Source organism: Hydrogenophaga sp. FW305-3-2-15-A-LB1, from assembly GCF_058787875.1.
In genome coordinates this window covers 1-16,037 of record NZ_JBYTAE010000009.1, presented here as the reverse complement: position 1 = coordinate 16,037, position 16,037 = coordinate 1, and the positions used below count along the sequence as shown (strand labels likewise).

At 70.0% G+C, this 16,037-nt stretch carries 16 protein-coding genes; 8 read left to right on the top strand and 8 right to left on the bottom strand.

What is annotated here, in order from left to right; genetic code table 11:
- Positions 1–80: 80 nt before the first annotated feature.
- From AC3WPZ_RS04255 to AC3WPZ_RS04235, 5 genes are read right to left on the bottom strand one after another with little or no spacing between them, the layout of a single operon-like run.
- Positions 81–1,691 carry an amidohydrolase gene (locus AC3WPZ_RS04255; RefSeq protein WP_492438346.1) on the bottom strand — a complete coding sequence of 537 codons (1,611 nt, stop codon included), beginning with the start codon at positions 1,689–1,691 and terminating at the stop codon, positions 81–83.
- Complete coding sequence (locus AC3WPZ_RS04250) at positions 1,684–2,409, bottom strand: ABC transporter ATP-binding protein (RefSeq protein ID WP_492438344.1); 726 nt, start codon at positions 2,407–2,409, stop codon at positions 1,684–1,686. Before AC3WPZ_RS04250 ends, AC3WPZ_RS04255 begins: the two co-directional genes overlap by 8 nt.
- Positions 2,403–4,157, bottom strand: a complete 1,755-nt coding sequence (locus AC3WPZ_RS04245; protein ID WP_492438342.1) for a branched-chain amino acid ABC transporter ATP-binding protein/permease — start codon at positions 4,155–4,157, stop codon at positions 2,403–2,405. The genes AC3WPZ_RS04250 and AC3WPZ_RS04245 overlap by 7 nt, the downstream gene beginning before the upstream one ends.
- On the bottom strand, positions 4,147–5,190 hold the full coding sequence (locus tag AC3WPZ_RS04240) for a branched-chain amino acid ABC transporter permease (protein ID WP_492438340.1): 1,044 nt from the start codon (positions 5,188–5,190) through the stop codon (positions 4,147–4,149). Before AC3WPZ_RS04240 ends, AC3WPZ_RS04245 begins: the two co-directional genes overlap by 11 nt.
- A 3-nt stretch (positions 5,191–5,193) precedes the next feature.
- Positions 5,194–6,384 (bottom strand): ABC transporter substrate-binding protein, encoded by a 1,191-nt coding sequence (locus AC3WPZ_RS04235; RefSeq protein WP_492438338.1) that lies wholly within the window; start codon positions 6,382–6,384, stop codon positions 5,194–5,196.
- A gap of 189 nt (positions 6,385–6,573) precedes the next feature.
- On the opposite strand from AC3WPZ_RS04235, the gene AC3WPZ_RS04230 reads away from it, so the two are divergent.
- The 3 genes from AC3WPZ_RS04230 to AC3WPZ_RS04220 are packed head-to-tail and all read left to right on the top strand — an operon-like array spanning position 6,574 to position 9,011.
- Positions 6,574–7,062, top strand: a complete 489-nt coding sequence (locus AC3WPZ_RS04230) for a flavin reductase family protein (RefSeq protein ID WP_492438336.1) — start codon at positions 6,574–6,576, stop codon at positions 7,060–7,062.
- The gene (locus AC3WPZ_RS04225; protein ID WP_492438334.1) at positions 7,059–8,252 is read left to right on the top strand and encodes an acyl-CoA dehydrogenase family protein; all 1,194 of its coding nucleotides are present in this window, start codon (positions 7,059–7,061) and stop codon (positions 8,250–8,252) included. The genes AC3WPZ_RS04230 and AC3WPZ_RS04225 overlap by 4 nt, the downstream gene beginning before the upstream one ends.
- A gap of 45 nt (positions 8,253–8,297) precedes the next feature.
- Positions 8,298–9,011, top strand: a complete 714-nt coding sequence (locus tag AC3WPZ_RS04220) for a Crp/Fnr family transcriptional regulator (RefSeq protein ID WP_492438332.1) — start codon at positions 8,298–8,300, stop codon at positions 9,009–9,011.
- Positions 9,012–9,014: 3 nt separating this feature from the next.
- Here the strand turns inward: AC3WPZ_RS04220 and AC3WPZ_RS04215 are convergent, their stop codons facing one another.
- The 3 genes from AC3WPZ_RS04215 to AC3WPZ_RS04205 form a co-directional block, all read right to left on the bottom strand.
- Positions 9,015–9,422 carry a YybH family protein gene (locus AC3WPZ_RS04215; protein ID WP_492438330.1) on the bottom strand — a complete coding sequence of 136 codons (408 nt, stop codon included), beginning with the start codon at positions 9,420–9,422 and terminating at the stop codon, positions 9,015–9,017.
- Between the two features lie 116 nt (positions 9,423–9,538).
- Positions 9,539–9,928 carry a nuclear transport factor 2 family protein gene (locus tag AC3WPZ_RS04210; RefSeq protein WP_492438328.1) on the bottom strand — a complete coding sequence of 130 codons (390 nt, stop codon included), beginning with the start codon at positions 9,926–9,928 and terminating at the stop codon, positions 9,539–9,541.
- Positions 9,929–10,039: 111 nt separating this feature from the next.
- Positions 10,040–11,080, bottom strand: coding sequence for a porin (locus AC3WPZ_RS04205; RefSeq protein WP_492438326.1), 1,041 nt, complete (start codon positions 11,078–11,080; stop codon positions 10,040–10,042).
- A gap of 283 nt (positions 11,081–11,363) precedes the next feature.
- On the opposite strand from AC3WPZ_RS04205, the gene AC3WPZ_RS04200 reads away from it, so the two are divergent.
- The 5 genes from AC3WPZ_RS04200 to AC3WPZ_RS04180 all read left to right on the top strand — a co-directional run.
- A complete protein-coding gene (locus AC3WPZ_RS04200) occupies positions 11,364–12,191 on the top strand; it encodes an HpcH/HpaI aldolase family protein (RefSeq protein WP_492438324.1) in 828 nt (275 codons plus the stop codon).
- Positions 12,188–13,081 carry an amidohydrolase family protein gene (locus AC3WPZ_RS04195; RefSeq protein ID WP_492438322.1) on the top strand — a complete coding sequence of 298 codons (894 nt, stop codon included), beginning with the start codon at positions 12,188–12,190 and terminating at the stop codon, positions 13,079–13,081. Before AC3WPZ_RS04200 ends, AC3WPZ_RS04195 begins: the two co-directional genes overlap by 4 nt.
- A complete protein-coding gene (locus tag AC3WPZ_RS04190; protein ID WP_492438320.1) occupies positions 13,078–14,151 on the top strand; it encodes a hypothetical protein in 1,074 nt (357 codons plus the stop codon). The genes AC3WPZ_RS04195 and AC3WPZ_RS04190 overlap by 4 nt, the downstream gene beginning before the upstream one ends.
- Positions 14,148–15,341 carry a DUF5624 domain-containing protein gene (locus AC3WPZ_RS04185; protein WP_492438318.1) on the top strand — a complete coding sequence of 398 codons (1,194 nt, stop codon included), beginning with the start codon at positions 14,148–14,150 and terminating at the stop codon, positions 15,339–15,341. The genes AC3WPZ_RS04190 and AC3WPZ_RS04185 overlap by 4 nt, the downstream gene beginning before the upstream one ends.
- Positions 15,338–16,037 (top strand): Bug family tripartite tricarboxylate transporter substrate binding protein (locus tag AC3WPZ_RS04180; RefSeq protein ID WP_492438316.1); only part of this gene is annotated, 700 nt, incomplete at its 3' end. The genes AC3WPZ_RS04185 and AC3WPZ_RS04180, both read left to right, overlap by 4 nt.

Below are 16,037 nucleotides of genomic sequence, written 5' to 3'. Positions count from 1 at the left end.
CCATTCAGTGGAAGTCATTTCCTCTGAAAGGAATCTTAAAAGCAGGCAACCCTCATGAAAACCGTGGAAAACCCTCCGTTTCACTCAGTCGAAGTGGCCCGCTCCAGGACCACCGCGCCGCCGCGCACGTGGAGCAGGAGCCGGGTCTCACGCACCTCGCCGGCACCGGCCCGATAGGGGTCGGTGTCCACCAGGATGGCGTCCGCCGCCGCGCCCACCCGCAGGTGGCCCAGGTCCTCGGCCCTGCCCAGCACCGCCGCCGCGTTTTCCGTGTGGCACCGGACCGCCTGCGACGCGCTCAAGCGTTCGTCCGCGCCCAGCACGGTGCCGCGCGCCGTGCGGCGCTCCCGCGCATCGGCCATGGACACGAAAGGCGACAGCGCCCCCGCGGGCGCATCGGAGCTGCCGGCCAGCAGCACGCCGCGCTCGAGCAAGGCGCGCGCACGGTACAGCGCCTGGCTGCGCTGCGGGCCCAACGCCGCCTCGAAGCTGTCGCCCATGCGTTCGATGAAGCTCGACTGCGTGACAACCGCGATGCGGGCTTGCGCCAGCCGGTCGCAGAGCCGGTCCGATGCCAGCCCCAGGTGCTCCAGCCGATGGGGCATGCCCTGCGGCGCCGGCGCGCCTTCGATCGCCGCGACGGCCTCCTCCACCCCCTGGTCTCCGATGGCATGCACGGCCACCTGCCAGCCGTCCCGCGCGGCCTGGGCCACGTGGCGGCGCAGGGCCTGCGGCGCGTTCATGAGCAGGCCCTTGCGCTGACCGCACGCGCAGTAGGGCGCCTGCAGGGCCGCCGTGCGGCTGCCCAGGGTGCCGTCGCTGAAGAACTTGAGGGTGGCCACCTGCCAGTCGGGATCCCGCGTGGGCCGCAGGCCCCGCATCGCCGCTTCCGTCGGGCCGATGGCCAGCATGAAGCCCATGCGCAGCGGAAACGGCGCCGCAGCGCGCAAGGCATGCCAGAGCGTCCATTCGGTCTCGAACCCGTAGGTGAAGCCGACCGCCGCCTCCACCACCGTGCTCAGGCCCAGCGCAAGGCAGTCCTGCGCCACGGCGCCCAGGGAGGTCTGCACCTCGGCCCACGCGGGTGACGGCAGCATCGGGTACAGCACCGCCGCGGCCGCCTCGCGCAGCACCCCATTGGGCACCCCATCCTCGCGGCGCTCCAGCAGCCCGCCCATCGGGTCCACCGCATCGTCCCGGTACCCCGCGCGCCGCAGGGCCACGCTGTTCACCACGGCGGCATGGCCGCACGCGCGGCGCAGCACCACGGGCCGGTCCGGCACCACCGCATCGAGTTCCCACCGCGTGGGCAGCCGCTGTTCCGCGAGACGGGCTTCCGACAATCCATTGGCGACGATCCACTCGCCCGCATCGAGCCGGCGATCCCGCAGCCCATCCAGCAGCTCGGCCAGGGAGCGGGGCCCGTGCGGCCCGGCCAGGTTCCACGTCAAGCGGTCGATCGCCATCCACAGCAGGTGCGCGTGGGCGTCGATCAAACCGGGCAGAAGGGTCTTGCCCTGGGCATCGATGATTTGTTCCGCCGGTGGCAGCGCATCACCCGCCTGGCCCAGCCAGCGAACGCGCCCACCTTCGAAGAGCATCGCCGCCGCCGTGGCGCCCGAGGCGTCGGGGTAGATCCGCGCGTTGTGGATCAGCAGGCGGTGCGGGGCGGTGGCACGCGGTTCAGGCATGGCTGGCTTCACTTCCCAGGTAACTGTCGACCACGCGCGGGTCCTGGCTCAGTTCGTGCGATGGCCCGTCGAGCGCGACCTCGCCCATCTCCAGCACATAGGCGCGGGTGGTGAACTGCAGGGCCAGCCGCGCATTCTGTTCCACCAGCAGCAGCGACAGGCCCTGGCTGGTCCGCAGACGATCGAGCGCCTGCAGGATCTGCAGCGTGATGCGCGGGGCCAGGCCGGTGGACGGTTCATCCAGCAGCAGCAGCCGAGGCCGCGACATCAGCGCGCGGCCAATCGCCAGCATCTGCTGCTCACCCCCCGAGAGGGTCTGCGCCCACTGGGTCTGGCGTTCCTGCAGCACCGGAAACAGCGAGAAGACAAAAGCGATGTCTTCGCGCAGGCGCTCCGACGGCGTGCGCCTGCGCAGGTAGGCGCCCAGGCGCAGGTTGTCCCGCACGGACATGCTGCCGAACAACTCGCGGCGCTCGGGCACCAGCGCCATGCCGGCGCGCAGGCGCGCGCCCGTCGTCCGCGCCAGGCTCCGGCCGTCGACCTGCACCTCGCCGCCCGTTTCGGCGTGGGTGCCCATCACCGCATTGAGCAGCGTGGTCTTGCCGGCGCCGTTGGGGCCGATCACCGCCACGGCCTCGCCCGCGTCCACGCGCAGGGACAGGCCCCGGATCACTTCGGAACGCCCATAGCCGGCGTTGAGCTCACGAACCACTAGCATGGGGCATCTCCTGTTCCCAGATAGGCATCGAGCACGCGCGGGTGGCGCCGCACCTCGGCGGGCGCGCCATCGGCGATCACCCGCCCGCGGTCCAGCACGACCACCCGGGTGGCCAGCGCCATGATGATGTCCATGTCGTGCTCCACCAAAACGATCGTGCGGCCCTGCAGGTGCAGGGCACGGATGAGTTCCACCAGGCGGACCCGGTCGGCGCGCCGCAGGCCCGCGGCGGGCTCGTCGAGCAGCAGCACGTCGGGGTCCGCGATCAGGGCCCGCGCGACCTCCACCAGCCGCCGCTCGCCCAGGGACAGCGTCGACACCGTGCGGGCCGCGTGCGCCGCCAGGCCCACCTGCTCCAGGCACCGGTGCGCCGAAGCGGCCACCCTGGATTCGTCGCCCGCATCCCGACCCGTCAACGCCGCGAGCCAGCCCGTGCGCGTGCGGCGAAAGGCGCCCAGCATGACGTTGTCCCGCACCGACCGGTCTTCGAGCAGGCGGGTGTGCTGGAAGCTGCGGGCCAGCCGGCCCGCCTGCCGCGCCTGCGCGAGCGGGGCGCCCTGCAGGCGCACCTGCCCGGCGTGGTCGGGGTTGACGCCGCTGATGACGTCGAAGCAGGTGGACTTGCCGGCGCCGTTGGGGCCGATCAGGCCGAGCACCTCGCCACGCCGCAAGCGAAAACTCACGTCCGCCAGGGCCTGCACGCCGCCAAAGGCCACACCCACCCGGTCCACCTCCAGCACCACCTCGTCGGTGGCGCTGGCCACGCCCCGGGCCGGCAGCGCAACGCCTGTGGCGGGCACCCAGCGCGCCGCGAGCGCGCGGTCGATGCGCGTCCACAGGCCCTCCGGGAAGAACCGCATCACCGCCATGATGAGCAGGCCGTAGAACAAGGGCTCCAGGCCGCTGGCGGACGACGAGACCGCCGGCAGCACGGACTGGAGCACCCAGTTCAGGCCCTCGACGATCCCGGTGCCGGCCAGCGCACCGAAGGCGCTCAGCTCACCGCCCACCACCGCGATCATCAGCCCCTTGATCGAGCCGGACAGATCGAACGGCGAGGGGCTGATGAAGCCGAGGTAGTGGGCGTACAGACCGCCCGCCAGGCCGGCCACCATGGCCGAGGCCACCAGCGCGCGCAACCGCATGCCGCCCACGGAGATGCCGAAGCTCTCGGCCATCAGCTCCTGCTGGCGCACCGCGCTGAGGGCCCGGCCGACCCGCGATCGCTGCACGCGCACCACGGCGAAGACGACCAGCAGCGCGCAGCCCCAGCTCAGGACCGCCATGGAACGTGGCCCATTCAACGGTTGGCCGAACACGGTGAGCGGTGGTATGCCGCTCAAGCCCGAAGCCCCGCCGGTCCATTCGCCGGCCGCGCGGAAACACACCGCCAGCGCGATGCCCCAGGCGAGGGTGGTCAAGGCCAGGAAATGGCCCCGCAGGCTGCTGGTCACGCCGCCGATCAGCAGCGCCGCCAGCGCCGCGATGGCGACCCCGGCGGCCAGACCGGCCCAGGCCGGCAGGCCGGTGCGCAGGACCAGCAGCGCGCTGGCATAAGCGCCCAGGCCCATGAAGGCGGCGTGCCCCAGCGACACCTGGCCCGAGAGGGCCAGCACGACCAGGGACAGCCCCAGCAAACCGTAGATGCCCATGGTGGCGAGCACGGAAGCGTGGAACTCGGCGCCGAACAGCGCCAGCGCCCCCAGCAGCGCGGCGGTCAGCGCCAGCAGGCGCATTTCAATGCTCATGAACGGCTCCACGGCGCTTCATCCGCGCGGTCTGAATCAGCAACAGGGGAATGATCAGCAGGAACACCAGCGCGTCGCGGTAGGCGCTGCTGAGGTAGGAGAACCAGGACTCGAAGCTGCCGATCAACAAGCCGCCCAGGATCGCCCCCGGGTAGGTGACCAGCCCGCCCAGCGTGGCGCCGACAAAACCCTTGAGCCCGATGAGGAAGCCCATCTCGTAGTGCACGCCCACGACGGGCGCGATCAGCACGCCCGCCACCGCGGCCAGCCCGGCGCCGAGGAAGAAAGCCCGCCGGCCCGCGCTGGCGACCTGGATGCCGCAGAGGTCGGCCCCGGTCCGGTTGACCGCGCAGGCCCGCAGCGCCTTGCCCGCCAGCGTGTGGGCGAAACAGAGGTACAGCGCCGCCACCAGCACCGCGGTGCTGGCCAAGACCAGCAGGGATTGGTAACTCACCACCACCATGCCCAGGCTGAAGCTTCCACTGAGCAAGGGCGCCACCGAATGCGCCTGAGGCCCCCACAGCTGCAAGGTGAGGCCCTGCAGCACCAGGTGCATGCCCAGCGTGACGATGATGTAGACCAGCACGCTGGCGCGCGGGATCGGCTCGATCGCGATGCGGTGGAACACCGGCCCGAGCGCGGCCACCAGCAGCACCGCGGCGGCCGCGTTCAACAGCGCGGGCGCCTGCAGCGCGGCCAGCCCCAGCGGCAGCAGAACGGCCGCGGCGGCCACCGCCACCGTGGGCAGCACCGGGGCGCACATAGCCGCCCAGCCCGCGCGGCGCCGCGACCAGATCGCGAGCAGCCCCCAGAGGGACACGCCCGCCACCAGCAGGTAGCTGGTGCCGGGCAGGCGACCCTGCTCCAGGCTGACCAGGGTCATCGCGGCCAGCATCGCGAAGTCGCCATGGGCGATGTTGATGACGCGCGTGACCAGGTAGATCAGCACGATCCCCAGGCCCAGCAGCGCGTAGACGGCGCCGCTGGTGAGCCCGTCCACCGCCAGAAACAGAAAGGTGTCCCAAGCCGCCACGGGTCAGTTCTCCAGCAGCTTGAAGCGGCCTTGTTCGACCCGCAGCATCACCAGGCCCACGTTGTCGAGGCCCAGGTGGTCGTCCTTCGACAGGTTGAAGATGCCGTTGGCACCGGGGTGGTTGCGGATGCGCTCCATGTGGTCCCGAGCCGAGGCCCTCAGCGCGGGCAGCGCGGTGCCCGGCGGCGAGGCGCGCACGGCCGAGGACAAGGCGCTGAGCGCCAGCTGTCCCGCGTCCCAGCCCTGGCCCGCGAACAGGTCCGCCGACTCACCGGGGTACTTCCGGGCGTACGCCTGGATGAACTGCTGCAGCGGCGCCTTCAGGGGGTGCGAGGCCGCCAGCTGGTCGTGCACCTGCAGCGCCCCACTCACCACGTAGGCCCCGTCGACCGATCCCTTGGCGAGCGACAGGAAACCGGCGTTGGCCGCGCCCGCGCTGTGGAAGATCGGGCGATCGATGCCGACCCGGATCAGGGCCTGGTGCGCCAGCACGCTGGCCGGCGGGATGGCGTGCAGGTAGACGGCGTCGGCGCCCGACTGGCGGATGCGCAGCGCCTGCGGCGTGAAGTTGGTGTCGGCGCGGGAGAAGCGCTCGTTGGCCACGATCTGCATGCCGTGCTCGGGCGCCAGCTTGCGCAGCTCGTTCCAGCCGGCTTCGCCGTAGGCGTCTTCCAGCCCGAAATAGGCCACGCGCCGGGCGCCGCTTTTTTTCAGCCGGTCCAGCGTGAAGGCGATCTGCATGCGGTCCGTCATCGGTGTCTTGAAGGTCCAGAAGCGCTCGCCCACGGGCTCCACCACCGTGGCCGCCGACGCCATCGAGATGTTGAGCACGCCAGACGACTTGACGGTGTCGAGCACCGCCATGGAGGCCGGCGTGGTGGTGCAGCAGATCACGACCGCCGCGGCATCCTCGCCGGCGAGCTTGCGCACGGCGTTCACCGCCCGCGTCGGGTCGGAGCCGTCGTCGTGGTAGATGAACTTCGGTGTGAAGGGCAGGTCCGGCCGCGACCGGGCCAGGTCTTCGACCAGCTCCACGGCCTTCTTTTCGGGCAGGCCCAGGGCCGCCGCGGGTCCGCTGGCGGAGGCCACCACGCCGATCACCAGCGTCGGCTTGTCGGGGGTCTGGGCGGTGGACGGCAGATGGGCCGACACGGCCAGCAAGGCCGTGGTCAGCGTGCGCAAGATGTTCTTCATCGAAATGCTCCTCATGGTTGAGGCCGCAACGTTAAGAGGCGCGCGGTTTTCTGGCGGTATCGGCCGATACAAGCGGCGTTGGGGAATGCCCTAGCCCACGCGGCGCAAGACGTATCGACCGATACAGACAGCGCGGGCCCCGCTGGCGAGACTGCTGTCCACCATCTCAAGCAGAACGGAGGTCTATTGATGGAAACGAAAGAGGACAGCAGAAATTTCAGGGCCGTGATGGGCCGCCTGCCCACCGGTGTGACGATCGTGGCCTGCGGCCCGGCGCAGGCCCCCGCGGCCATGACGGCCAACTCGGTGACATCGGTGAGCCTGGAGCCGCCCCTGTTGCTGGTGTGCGTGCGCAACGCGAGCCGGTGGCTGGGTTGCCTGCAAGCCCATGGGCACTTCTCGGTCAACGTGCTGAACGCCGACCAGCAGCGCATCTCGCAGCACTATGCGGGGCGGCCGGATGCCGGCTGCGGCGCGCGTTGGGACGGCGCCAGCGAGGCACCGGTGCTCGAAGGCGCCAGCGCCGCGCTGGTCTGCGAGGTGAGCACCTTGCATTCGGCGGGCGACCACACCATCGTGATCGGCAGGGTCACGGCCATGCGCGAGTCGGACACGGACCACAACGCGCTGGTCTTCCTGCGCGGTCGTTACCACGAACTGGCGGGGGTCACGGCATGAGCACGGCGAGCCCACCCACACTGCCGGCGCTGGTGGAAAGCGCCCGGGCGCTCGCACCGCTGCTGCGGGCCTGGGCGCCCCGGCACGAGGCGTCGCGCAGGGTGTCCGACGAAGCCATCGCCGCCATGCGCGAGGCCGGCCTGTTCCGCATCATGCAACCCGCGGCCTGCGCGGGCTGGGACATGCACCCGCGCGCGCTGTTCGAGGTGGCGCGCGAGATCGCGCGGGCCGACACGGCCAGCGGCTGGATCCTCTGCCTGGCCGGTGTCCACCCCTGGCTGCTGGGCATGTTCGAGCCCCGGTTCCAGGACGAGGTGTTCGCGCAGGGCCGCGACGCCGTCGTGCCCGTGTTGAGCGGCGGGGTCGGGCGCGGCGTGCAGGTCGCGCGGGAAGACCAGGCGATCCGCCTCTCAGGCCGCTGGCTCTATGCCTCCGGCGTGGACGTGGCGGACTGGCTGTGCGTGATGGTGCCGGTGCCCGATGCCCACGGCGAGGTCGAACAGCGCCTGGCCGCGGTGCCGCGGTCGGCCTTCGAGGTGGACGAAGCGTCCTGGCAGGTGTCCAGCATGCGCGGCACCGGCAGCAAGGACGTCACCCTGTCCGACGTGCGCGTGCCGCTCTACCGCACCCTGTCCTGGCCGGACGCGCAGCGGGGCATCTACCCCGGTGCGGTGCGCAACGCCGGGCCGATGTACCGCATGCCGCTCAACGCCGTCTTCGCGCTGTGCACCGCCATGGGCGTGGTGGGCGGCGCGTTCGGCTTGCTCGACGCGGTCGTGGAACTGGGCCGCAAGCGCATCGCCAACGCCACCTCCCTCGCCCAGGCCGAGGACCGCTACAACCAGATCGAGCTCGGCCAGGGGGCGGCGCAGATCCACATGGCGTACCGCCTGATCCTGTCCGACGTGGACGAGATGCACGAGCAGGCCACGCGCGAGGTGCCGTTCACGGTGGAGCAGCGCGCCAGGTACCGCGCCGATGCCGCGCTGGCCTCGCGCATGGCCCTGGCGGCCTCGACGCGGCTGGTGGCGACCTGCGGCGGCGCCATCCTGCCGCACGGCCCGGTGCAGCGCTTCTTCCACGACCTGCACGGCATGGCCTCGCACTTCCTGCTGCAGGCCGAGGTCGGCGGCGAGTTGTACGGCAAGGCGCTGTACGGCCTGGAACTTCCCCCCCACACCCGGCTGTGAACCATGTTTGACGGTGCGGCGGCCCGACGGCTAGATTACCCCTCCATGAACGAACGCCGACACGAAACCTGGGGGCTGTCGCCCGACGACGTGGCGCTGTGGCACCGCCACGACTACCTGGCCGACCGCCTGCGCATCCGCAAGGGCAACCTGCTGTACGGCCAGGGGGAGGTCTCGCCCCACTTCTTCCTGATCGTCTCGGGCGAGGTCCGGGTGTCGTGCTTCGAGGAAAACGGCCAGGAGATCACCATCGAAGTGATGGGGCCCAATGCCCTCTGCGGCGACGCCCCCGCCTTCGATGGCCTGCCGCGCTTCTCGACCGCCGTCGCGCTGCGGGACTCGGAGGTGCTGCGCTACGACGCGCGGCGCCTGCGCGACGCCTTCGCCACCCACCCGGAGCTGGCGCTGTCGCTGCTGCGCATCGTCAGCATCAAGCAGCGGGTGCTGGCCATCCGCCTGGAGTACGCCTTCTCCTACCCGCCGGAGGAGCGCATCTTCCATCTGCTGCGGCGGGTGGCGGCCACGTTCGGCACCACGACGCCCGAGGGCCGGGAGATCACGGTCCACCTGACGCACGAGCAGGTGGGGCGCATGACGGGCACGTCGCGCGTGACGGTGACGCGGGTCATCAACCGCCTGCGCCGCCGCGCGCAGCTCCTTGTCCGGGACCAGCGCTTCGTCATCCCCCCCGACGGCTCGAGCGCGTCCGGCGCGGAGGCCTGGCCCGAGACCCGGGCCGAGGCCTCCAACACGCGCTGAGGCTTACGCCTGGGTCGGGGCGGGCCCGTTGTCGTTGTCCATGTCGAGCATGGCGCGCCACTGGCCCGCCACCTTCTTCCACACCACCACGTACTTGCCGACAAAGCTCACGGGGCCTTCGTCCTTGGTCATGCGGATGCGGTAGTGGCCGATGTCGTAGGCCATGTCGCCCGCGTCGGACACGTGCAGGGTCGGCGTGTACTCGGCCACGAAGTCCTTGCGCTGCAGGTACCCGCCCCAGACGGCGCGCAGGTGCTCCCGCCCCGTGGCCAGGGGACGGCCCGGCGGCATGTAGGTGGCGTCTTCGGCGTAGATGGAAAGAATCGTCTCGAGGTCACGATCGCGAATGGCCTTCATCCATTCCTGGTAACGCTGGGTGATCGCCGCGACGGCGTCCTGATGGGTGTTCATGAAATCTCCAATGGTTGCTGTGCGGCCTTTTCCGCACCAGCCCATGGTGCTGGCTGAACGCCCGGGCGTCTGTATCGACAGATACCAGGCGGGCAACGAGGTGCCGCGCGCGGCGCTCAGCGGCCCAGTTTGCGCAGCCGGTCCCCCATGTCCGACCAGACCTCCTTGGACACGATCAGGCCGTTCTCGATCTCGAAGCGGTCCACATAACGAACGCCTTCGAAGCCCACGCCACCGGCGAAGACACCAGACACGGCGCCCTGGGCATACACGACCGTGCGGCCGGCCCCCGCCACCAGCTCCATCGGGCCGTAGGTGTACAGCACCTTTTCGTAGCGCGGCCCGCTCCATTCGAGGAAGTCGGCCACCTGGTGGAACACCGTGGGGCCGGGAAAGACCAGGCGGGCGCCCGGCGCCAGGCAGGCTTGCGCGCGCGGGGCATCGCCGTCGTTGACGGCCTGGATGAAGCGCCCGATCCCTTGGCGCGCCAGCTCGAGTTCGTTCATGGTGGGTCTCTAGAAGAAGGTGCGCCGATTCTGCGCAGCTTCAAGCCACCCGGCTGTATCGCCCGATACCAGCCTGGCCGTGTTCGAGACACGGCCAGGGATCGGGGGCGATCAGAAGTTGTGCGAGATGCCCACCTGCGTGCCGCGGGCCGAGCCGCCGGGGGTGGCGGCGGGCGAGCTGTCGGCGGTGACGTAGGCCGCCCCGCCCTTGTTGCGGATGTTGCCGTGCATGGCGTAGACCGAGGTGCGCTTGCTCAGCCGGTGCACGTAGCCCACGGCGAGCTGGCTCGCGTCGTCCGCCTCCAGGCCGGGGCCGGAGCGGTCGGAGCGCGCCAGGGAGAGCTTGATGCTGCCCACGCCCACCGGCACGGACACGCCCACCATCAGGTTGACCTGTTTGTCGTTGGGCACCTGCTGCGTGTAGTAGTTCGCGAACAGCTTGGCGGCCGTGAAGTCGTAGGTGCCGCCCAGGCTGGCCGTCTTGTAGCGCCCCGCCGGCGTGTCGGTCGTGGCGTAGGCGCCCGCCACGTCGAACGGACCGGCGGCATAACCCACCCGAAAGCCGCGGTACTTCGCGCCCGCCATGCCTTCGGCCAGGGTCATCATGGCCTGCCCGTAGAAACCGCCCAGGGTCCTGGGCGTGAAGTAGCCGATGGAGTTGTCCGAGCGCACCAGGGTGCGCGCGCCGCCCACGCCGAAGGGCCAGCCTTCGATGATGTTGCTGGAGCCGCCCACGCCCACCGTGCCGAAGGGCGAGAACTGCGAGAGGTTCCAGAAGGTCGGCGTGTAGTCGCGGCCCAGGCGCAGCTCACCCAGGCTCTGGCTGGCCAGGCTGAGCGTGGAGCGGCGCGAGAAGAACGCGCCCTGCAACTGGCCGGTGTCGGCCAGGAAGGCGGACTCCAGCCAGAAGCTCGCCGACAGGCCCCCGCCCAGGTCTTCCGTGCCCCGGAAACCGAAACGGCTCGGGAAGATGTTCGCGCCCTGGTCCATCGCGTTGTTGGAGGTGCCACCGGCTTTGGTGGAGGTCAGGTTCAGGTCCACCGTGCCGAAGATCTGCACGGAAGACTGGGCGAGGGCCGCCGGGCTGAGCGCGGCGCAGGCGGCCGCGGCCAGAGCGAAAGTGAGGCCACGGGGCCATGTGGGTTGGTTCATTTTGTCTCCAAGGGATAAGGGGAATGGGCCTCACCGTCTCTGCGGAACAGGGTGGGCTGGCGAATCCTAGGAGGGGCGATCCGTATCGACCAATACTCTTTTTAGGCAGGTATCGATACTTCGTTCGTATGACTGGTTTCCGACCCCATGGAAACCTGTCAGATGGATCGGCCGCCGCCAATTGATACCCGATGCGTATGGATGCCGATCTGTATTCGGTATTTGCAGATATGGATGGTCCTCTCTAGGATGCCCGCATGTCCCATCCCTCCCCCCACCTTCCATGAACGCCGAACTCGACACCTGGCTGGCGGCCCGGTCCCTCAACCCCGTGCTGGAGCGCCTGGCCCGGCGGCAGCCGGTCCTGGCCCTGGGCGTGCGGTCCTCGCGCACCGGCGACATCGCCCGTTACGCGCACGCCAGCGGCCACCACGCCATCTGGGTGGACCTGGAGCACAGCAGCATGGCCATCGACACCGCCGCGCAGATCTGCTCCACCGCGCTGGACCTGGGCCTGGTCGGCTTCGTGCGGGTGCCCGAACGCGAATACGGCGTGATCGGGCGCCTGCTGGACGGCGGGGCGCTCGGCATCATCGCGCCCCGCATCGAGACCGCGGCCCAGGCCGCCGACCTCGTGGCCGCCTGCCGCTTCCCGCCGCTGGGCCACCGCTCCGCCATCGGCTCGCTGCCCCAGCTGGGCTTTCGCAAGGTGGCGGCCGCGCGGCTGTACGAATCCATGAACCGCGCCACCGCGCTCAAGGTGCTGATCGAAAGCCCGCTGGGCGTGCAGAACGCGGAAGCGATCGCGTCCACCCCCGGGGTCGACATCGTCGGCATGGGCACGAACGACCTGTGCGCGGAACTCGGCGTCCCGGGCGAGCACAAGCACCCCCGTGTGCGCGAAGCCCATGAGCACGTGCTGGCCGCCTGCGCGCGCGCCGGCAAGCCTCTGGCGATCGGCGGCATCCCGGACAACGCCTATTCCGCCGAGCTGATCCAGCGCGGCGCGGCGCCCTTCCTGATGACCGGCATCGACAGCGACATCCTCCTGGCGGCGCTGCACGAACGCGTCCAACAGGCCCTGGCCTCTTCTCCTTCGACCTCCTCATGAGCCACGACGTCCTCACCTCCAAACCCATGCGCGCGGCGCACACGCTCACGCGCCCCACCTTCCCCGTTCCCGCTGGCGCCTGCGACAGCCATGTGCACGTGTTCGGCCCGGCCGACCGCTACCCGCACGTGGCCCGGCCCCACTACACCCTGCCGGACGGCAACCTGCCGCAGCTCCAGTCGGCCCTCTCGGCGCTGGACATCCAGCGCTTCGTGATCGTGCAGCCCAGCTTCTACGGCACCGACAACCGCTGCATGCTCGACGCGCTGAAGATCGCGGGCAGCCAGGCGCGCGGCGTGGCCATGGTCGAGGACCACGTGAGCGACGCGGAGCTGGAAGACATGCACCGGCTGGGCGTGCGGGCCCTGCGGCTCGACCTGTTCCTGCGCTCGCCCCTGCCGACGGCCGAACTCGCGGCCTACATCCAGCGCAGCGTCAAGCGCGTGAGCGCCATGGGCTGGCACGTGCAGTTCTACACGCCGGGCTGGGTGGTGCGCGACCTCATCCCCTACCTGGCCGATGTCGAGTGCGACTTCGTGATCGACCACATGGGCTACATGCTGGAAAGCGATGGCCTCAACCGCAGCGACTTCGACCGCCTGCTGCGGGCGGTGGCGGACGGGCGCGGCTGGTTCAAGCTCTCCGGCCCCTACCGGCTGGCCAAGGACGGCAACTACGCCAAGCTGCGCCCGCTGGCCCGCGCGATCGTCGAGACGGTGCCGGACCGCGTGATCTGGGGCAGCGACTGGCCGCACATCCCGGAAGGCGGGCGCGACACTGGCGAGCTGCTCAACCTGCTGGGCGACTGGGTGCCCGAGAAGGACGCTCGCCAGCGCATCCTGAGCGACAACCCGGCGCGCCTGTTCGGGTTCGAAAGCCCGCAGCGATGAACCTCGTCCAGACCCTCGACACCAGCGGCGCGCGCGCGGCCGAAACCTTCGTGCACGGCGGCGTGCGTTACCTCGTGGTGCCTCAGCTGTGCACCGACATCCCCGGCCAGCCCGCGCAGATGACGCTGGGCAACAGCGACACCGAGGCCCTGGTCTACCGCTGGGAAGGCGGCCGTTTCCAGCCCCACGGCACGCTGCCGGTGCCGGGCGGGGAGGACGCCGAGTTCTTCACCATCGGCGACCGCGCCTTCCTCGCCACCGCCAGCCTGCGCACCGGCGCGGGCCCGTACTCGCTGGACGCGCTGTCGACGATTTTCGAGCTGATCGACGGCCGCTTCGTGCCCTTCCAGCAGATCCCCACCTTCGCCGCGAAACAGTGCAAGCACTTCCGCATCGGCGAGCGCGAGTTCCTCGCGCTCGCGCTGGGCGTGAAGATGGACGGGGTGGCGGCCAAGCACCCCCACACGCAATCCACCGTCTTCGAATGGGACGGCGCGCAATTCGTGCCGTTCCAGACCGTGCCTTCCGCCTGGGGCTACAACTGGGCGTTCTTCGAGGTGGGCGGCGAGACGCTGCTGGCGCACGCCGACCATGTGGAGCCCTCCCGCCTGCTGCGCTGGAATGGCCGCGCCTTCGAGCCCTTCCAACAACTCGAAGGCCAGAGCGGGCGCGCCTTCTGTTTCTTCGAGGCGCAAGGTGAGTCGTGGCTGGCCTTCGCGAACCTGCACGGCCAGACGCTGCTGCACCGCTGGGTCGATGGCCGCTTCGTGGTCCACCAGGTGCTCAGCGGGCCCGGCGGGCGCGAGTTCTGCTGGATCGAAACGGCCCAGGGCGGGCGCCTGGTGCAGGTCAACTTCCTGCTCGGCACGCGCGAAGCGCCCATCACCGCGCTGCAGTCCTGCACCTACCGCTTCGAGAACGGGCAGCTGGTGGTCGATCAATGGTTCGACACGCTGGGCGGCACCGATGCCACCCACTTCACGGACCACGGCACCACCTACCTGGTGGTGACCGAAAGCCTCAGCGCCGAGGTGCGCTTCCGCACACCGAGCAAGGTCTACACGCCATGAACCAGCCCTACCAGAACCCCGAACTGCTGCGCCTGTTCGAGACCTACACGGCCGGCCCCGAGAGCATGGGCGCCCGCCTGGCCGCGCTGACGGCCAACGCCACCCAGAACGACCCGCTGATCGTCGCCACCAGCGGCGACTTCATGCTCTACCCCGGCGGCGGCCGGGCGCCCGAGGTCGTGGGCTTCCGGCTCGGCACGCGCGGCTTCAAGGAGCTGGCCGGCATCTCGCACCACGGCCCGGCCGTGGCCACGCTGCTGCGCATGCGGGAGATCGATCCGCAGGGCACGCTCTGGCGCACCGAGGCGCAGCGCCTGCTGGAGAGCACGCGCGTCGCGCGCGCCGCGAATTCCATGGAGCTGTGGCGCGACCAGATCGCGGTGGAGGCCTACCGAGGCCGCGAACAGCGCATCGCCGACATGGTGGACTACGCCTGCATCGTGACGGAGCGCTACATCGAGCGCGTGCTGGCCGACCCCGCGTGCTTCACGCGCGACGACCTGCGTGTGCATTTCCTGGAAGCCACCGGCACCGCCGTGGGCGCCACGGTGCCCATGAACAAGGTGATGATCGCCACCTTCTTCCTGGTGGGCATGGACATCGCCCACCGCGTCATCACCTGGTTCGACCGCCATGACATCGACTGGTCGCGCGCGATGGCGCTGATCGTCGGGCGCCAGGGCCGGCCCACCGCCGGCGTGACCTGGACCAGCAACTCGGTGTGCGCCATGCTGCTGGGCGCCTCGCGCCAGCGGCTGGGCCTGGACCGCCTCTACATCGCCCCCCATGCCCCGGGCTTCGCCGCGCCACAGCAGCCGATGGACGACGCGACCGTGCGCGCGTTCGAGACGCCGCTGCGCCAGCTCTGGTGCCAGACCCGCGCGGTCAGCGAACTCGGCCCGCTCATGTACGAGGGCTACGCCCGGTACGCCGCTTCCGGCCAGTCGCGGCCCGTGCTCGATGAACACACGCTGGAAGTCAGTGAGATGCCCGAGATCGGCGGGCCGGAGGACTGGCGTGCGCTGAACACCCGATTGCGGGTGGTGCTGGAAGACCCGCGCCAACTGCTCTCGGGCTGCGTGACCGACTATGCGGTAGACCAGCTGGTCGCGCATGGCAACGACCCCGGCCGCGTCACCGTACCCGGCCTCGATGGCACTTCATATCCCACAACAGGAGACAAACCATGAAATTCCCCCGTGCTTTGCTGCTCGCGACCAGCATGACTTTGGTGGGTGCAGCCACCTGGGCCCAGACGACCGATTGGCCCAGCCGCTCGATCAAGATCGTGACGCCGACACCGGCAGGGGTGGGCTCGGACGCCTTCGCCCGCGCCTATGCCGACAAGTTGACCAAGGCCTTGAATGTGGGGGTGGTGGTGGAGAACAAGCCCGGCGCCCTCGCCACCCTGGGCACCGACACGGTCGCCAAAGCCGCGCCCGATGGATACACGCTGCTGTTTTCCACCAGCAATCCGTTCACGACCGTGCCCTTCCTCTTGCCCAAGATTCCCTACGATCCGAAGACAGACCTGATCCCCGTCATGCAGGCCTTGAGAGGCGGATCGTTCATCGTCGCGAGCAACACGCTGCCCGCGCGATCGATGGCGGAACTGGTGGCATTGGCCAAATCGCAACCGGGCAAAATCTCGTTTGCGTCCTATGGGCTGGGGACGACCTCGCACCTCGGCTTCGAGTTGATCCAGGAGGCGGCCGGCATCGAGATGCTGCACGTGCCCTACAAGCAAGGCGTCTTGCCCGATCTCATGAGCGGACAAGTGATGCTGGGTTTCGAACCCCCCATCTCGGCATTGCCCAACATCAAATCCGGTCGTGTGCGTGCCCTGGCCTACACGGGAAGCAAGCGCAGTCCCGCCCTGCCCGACG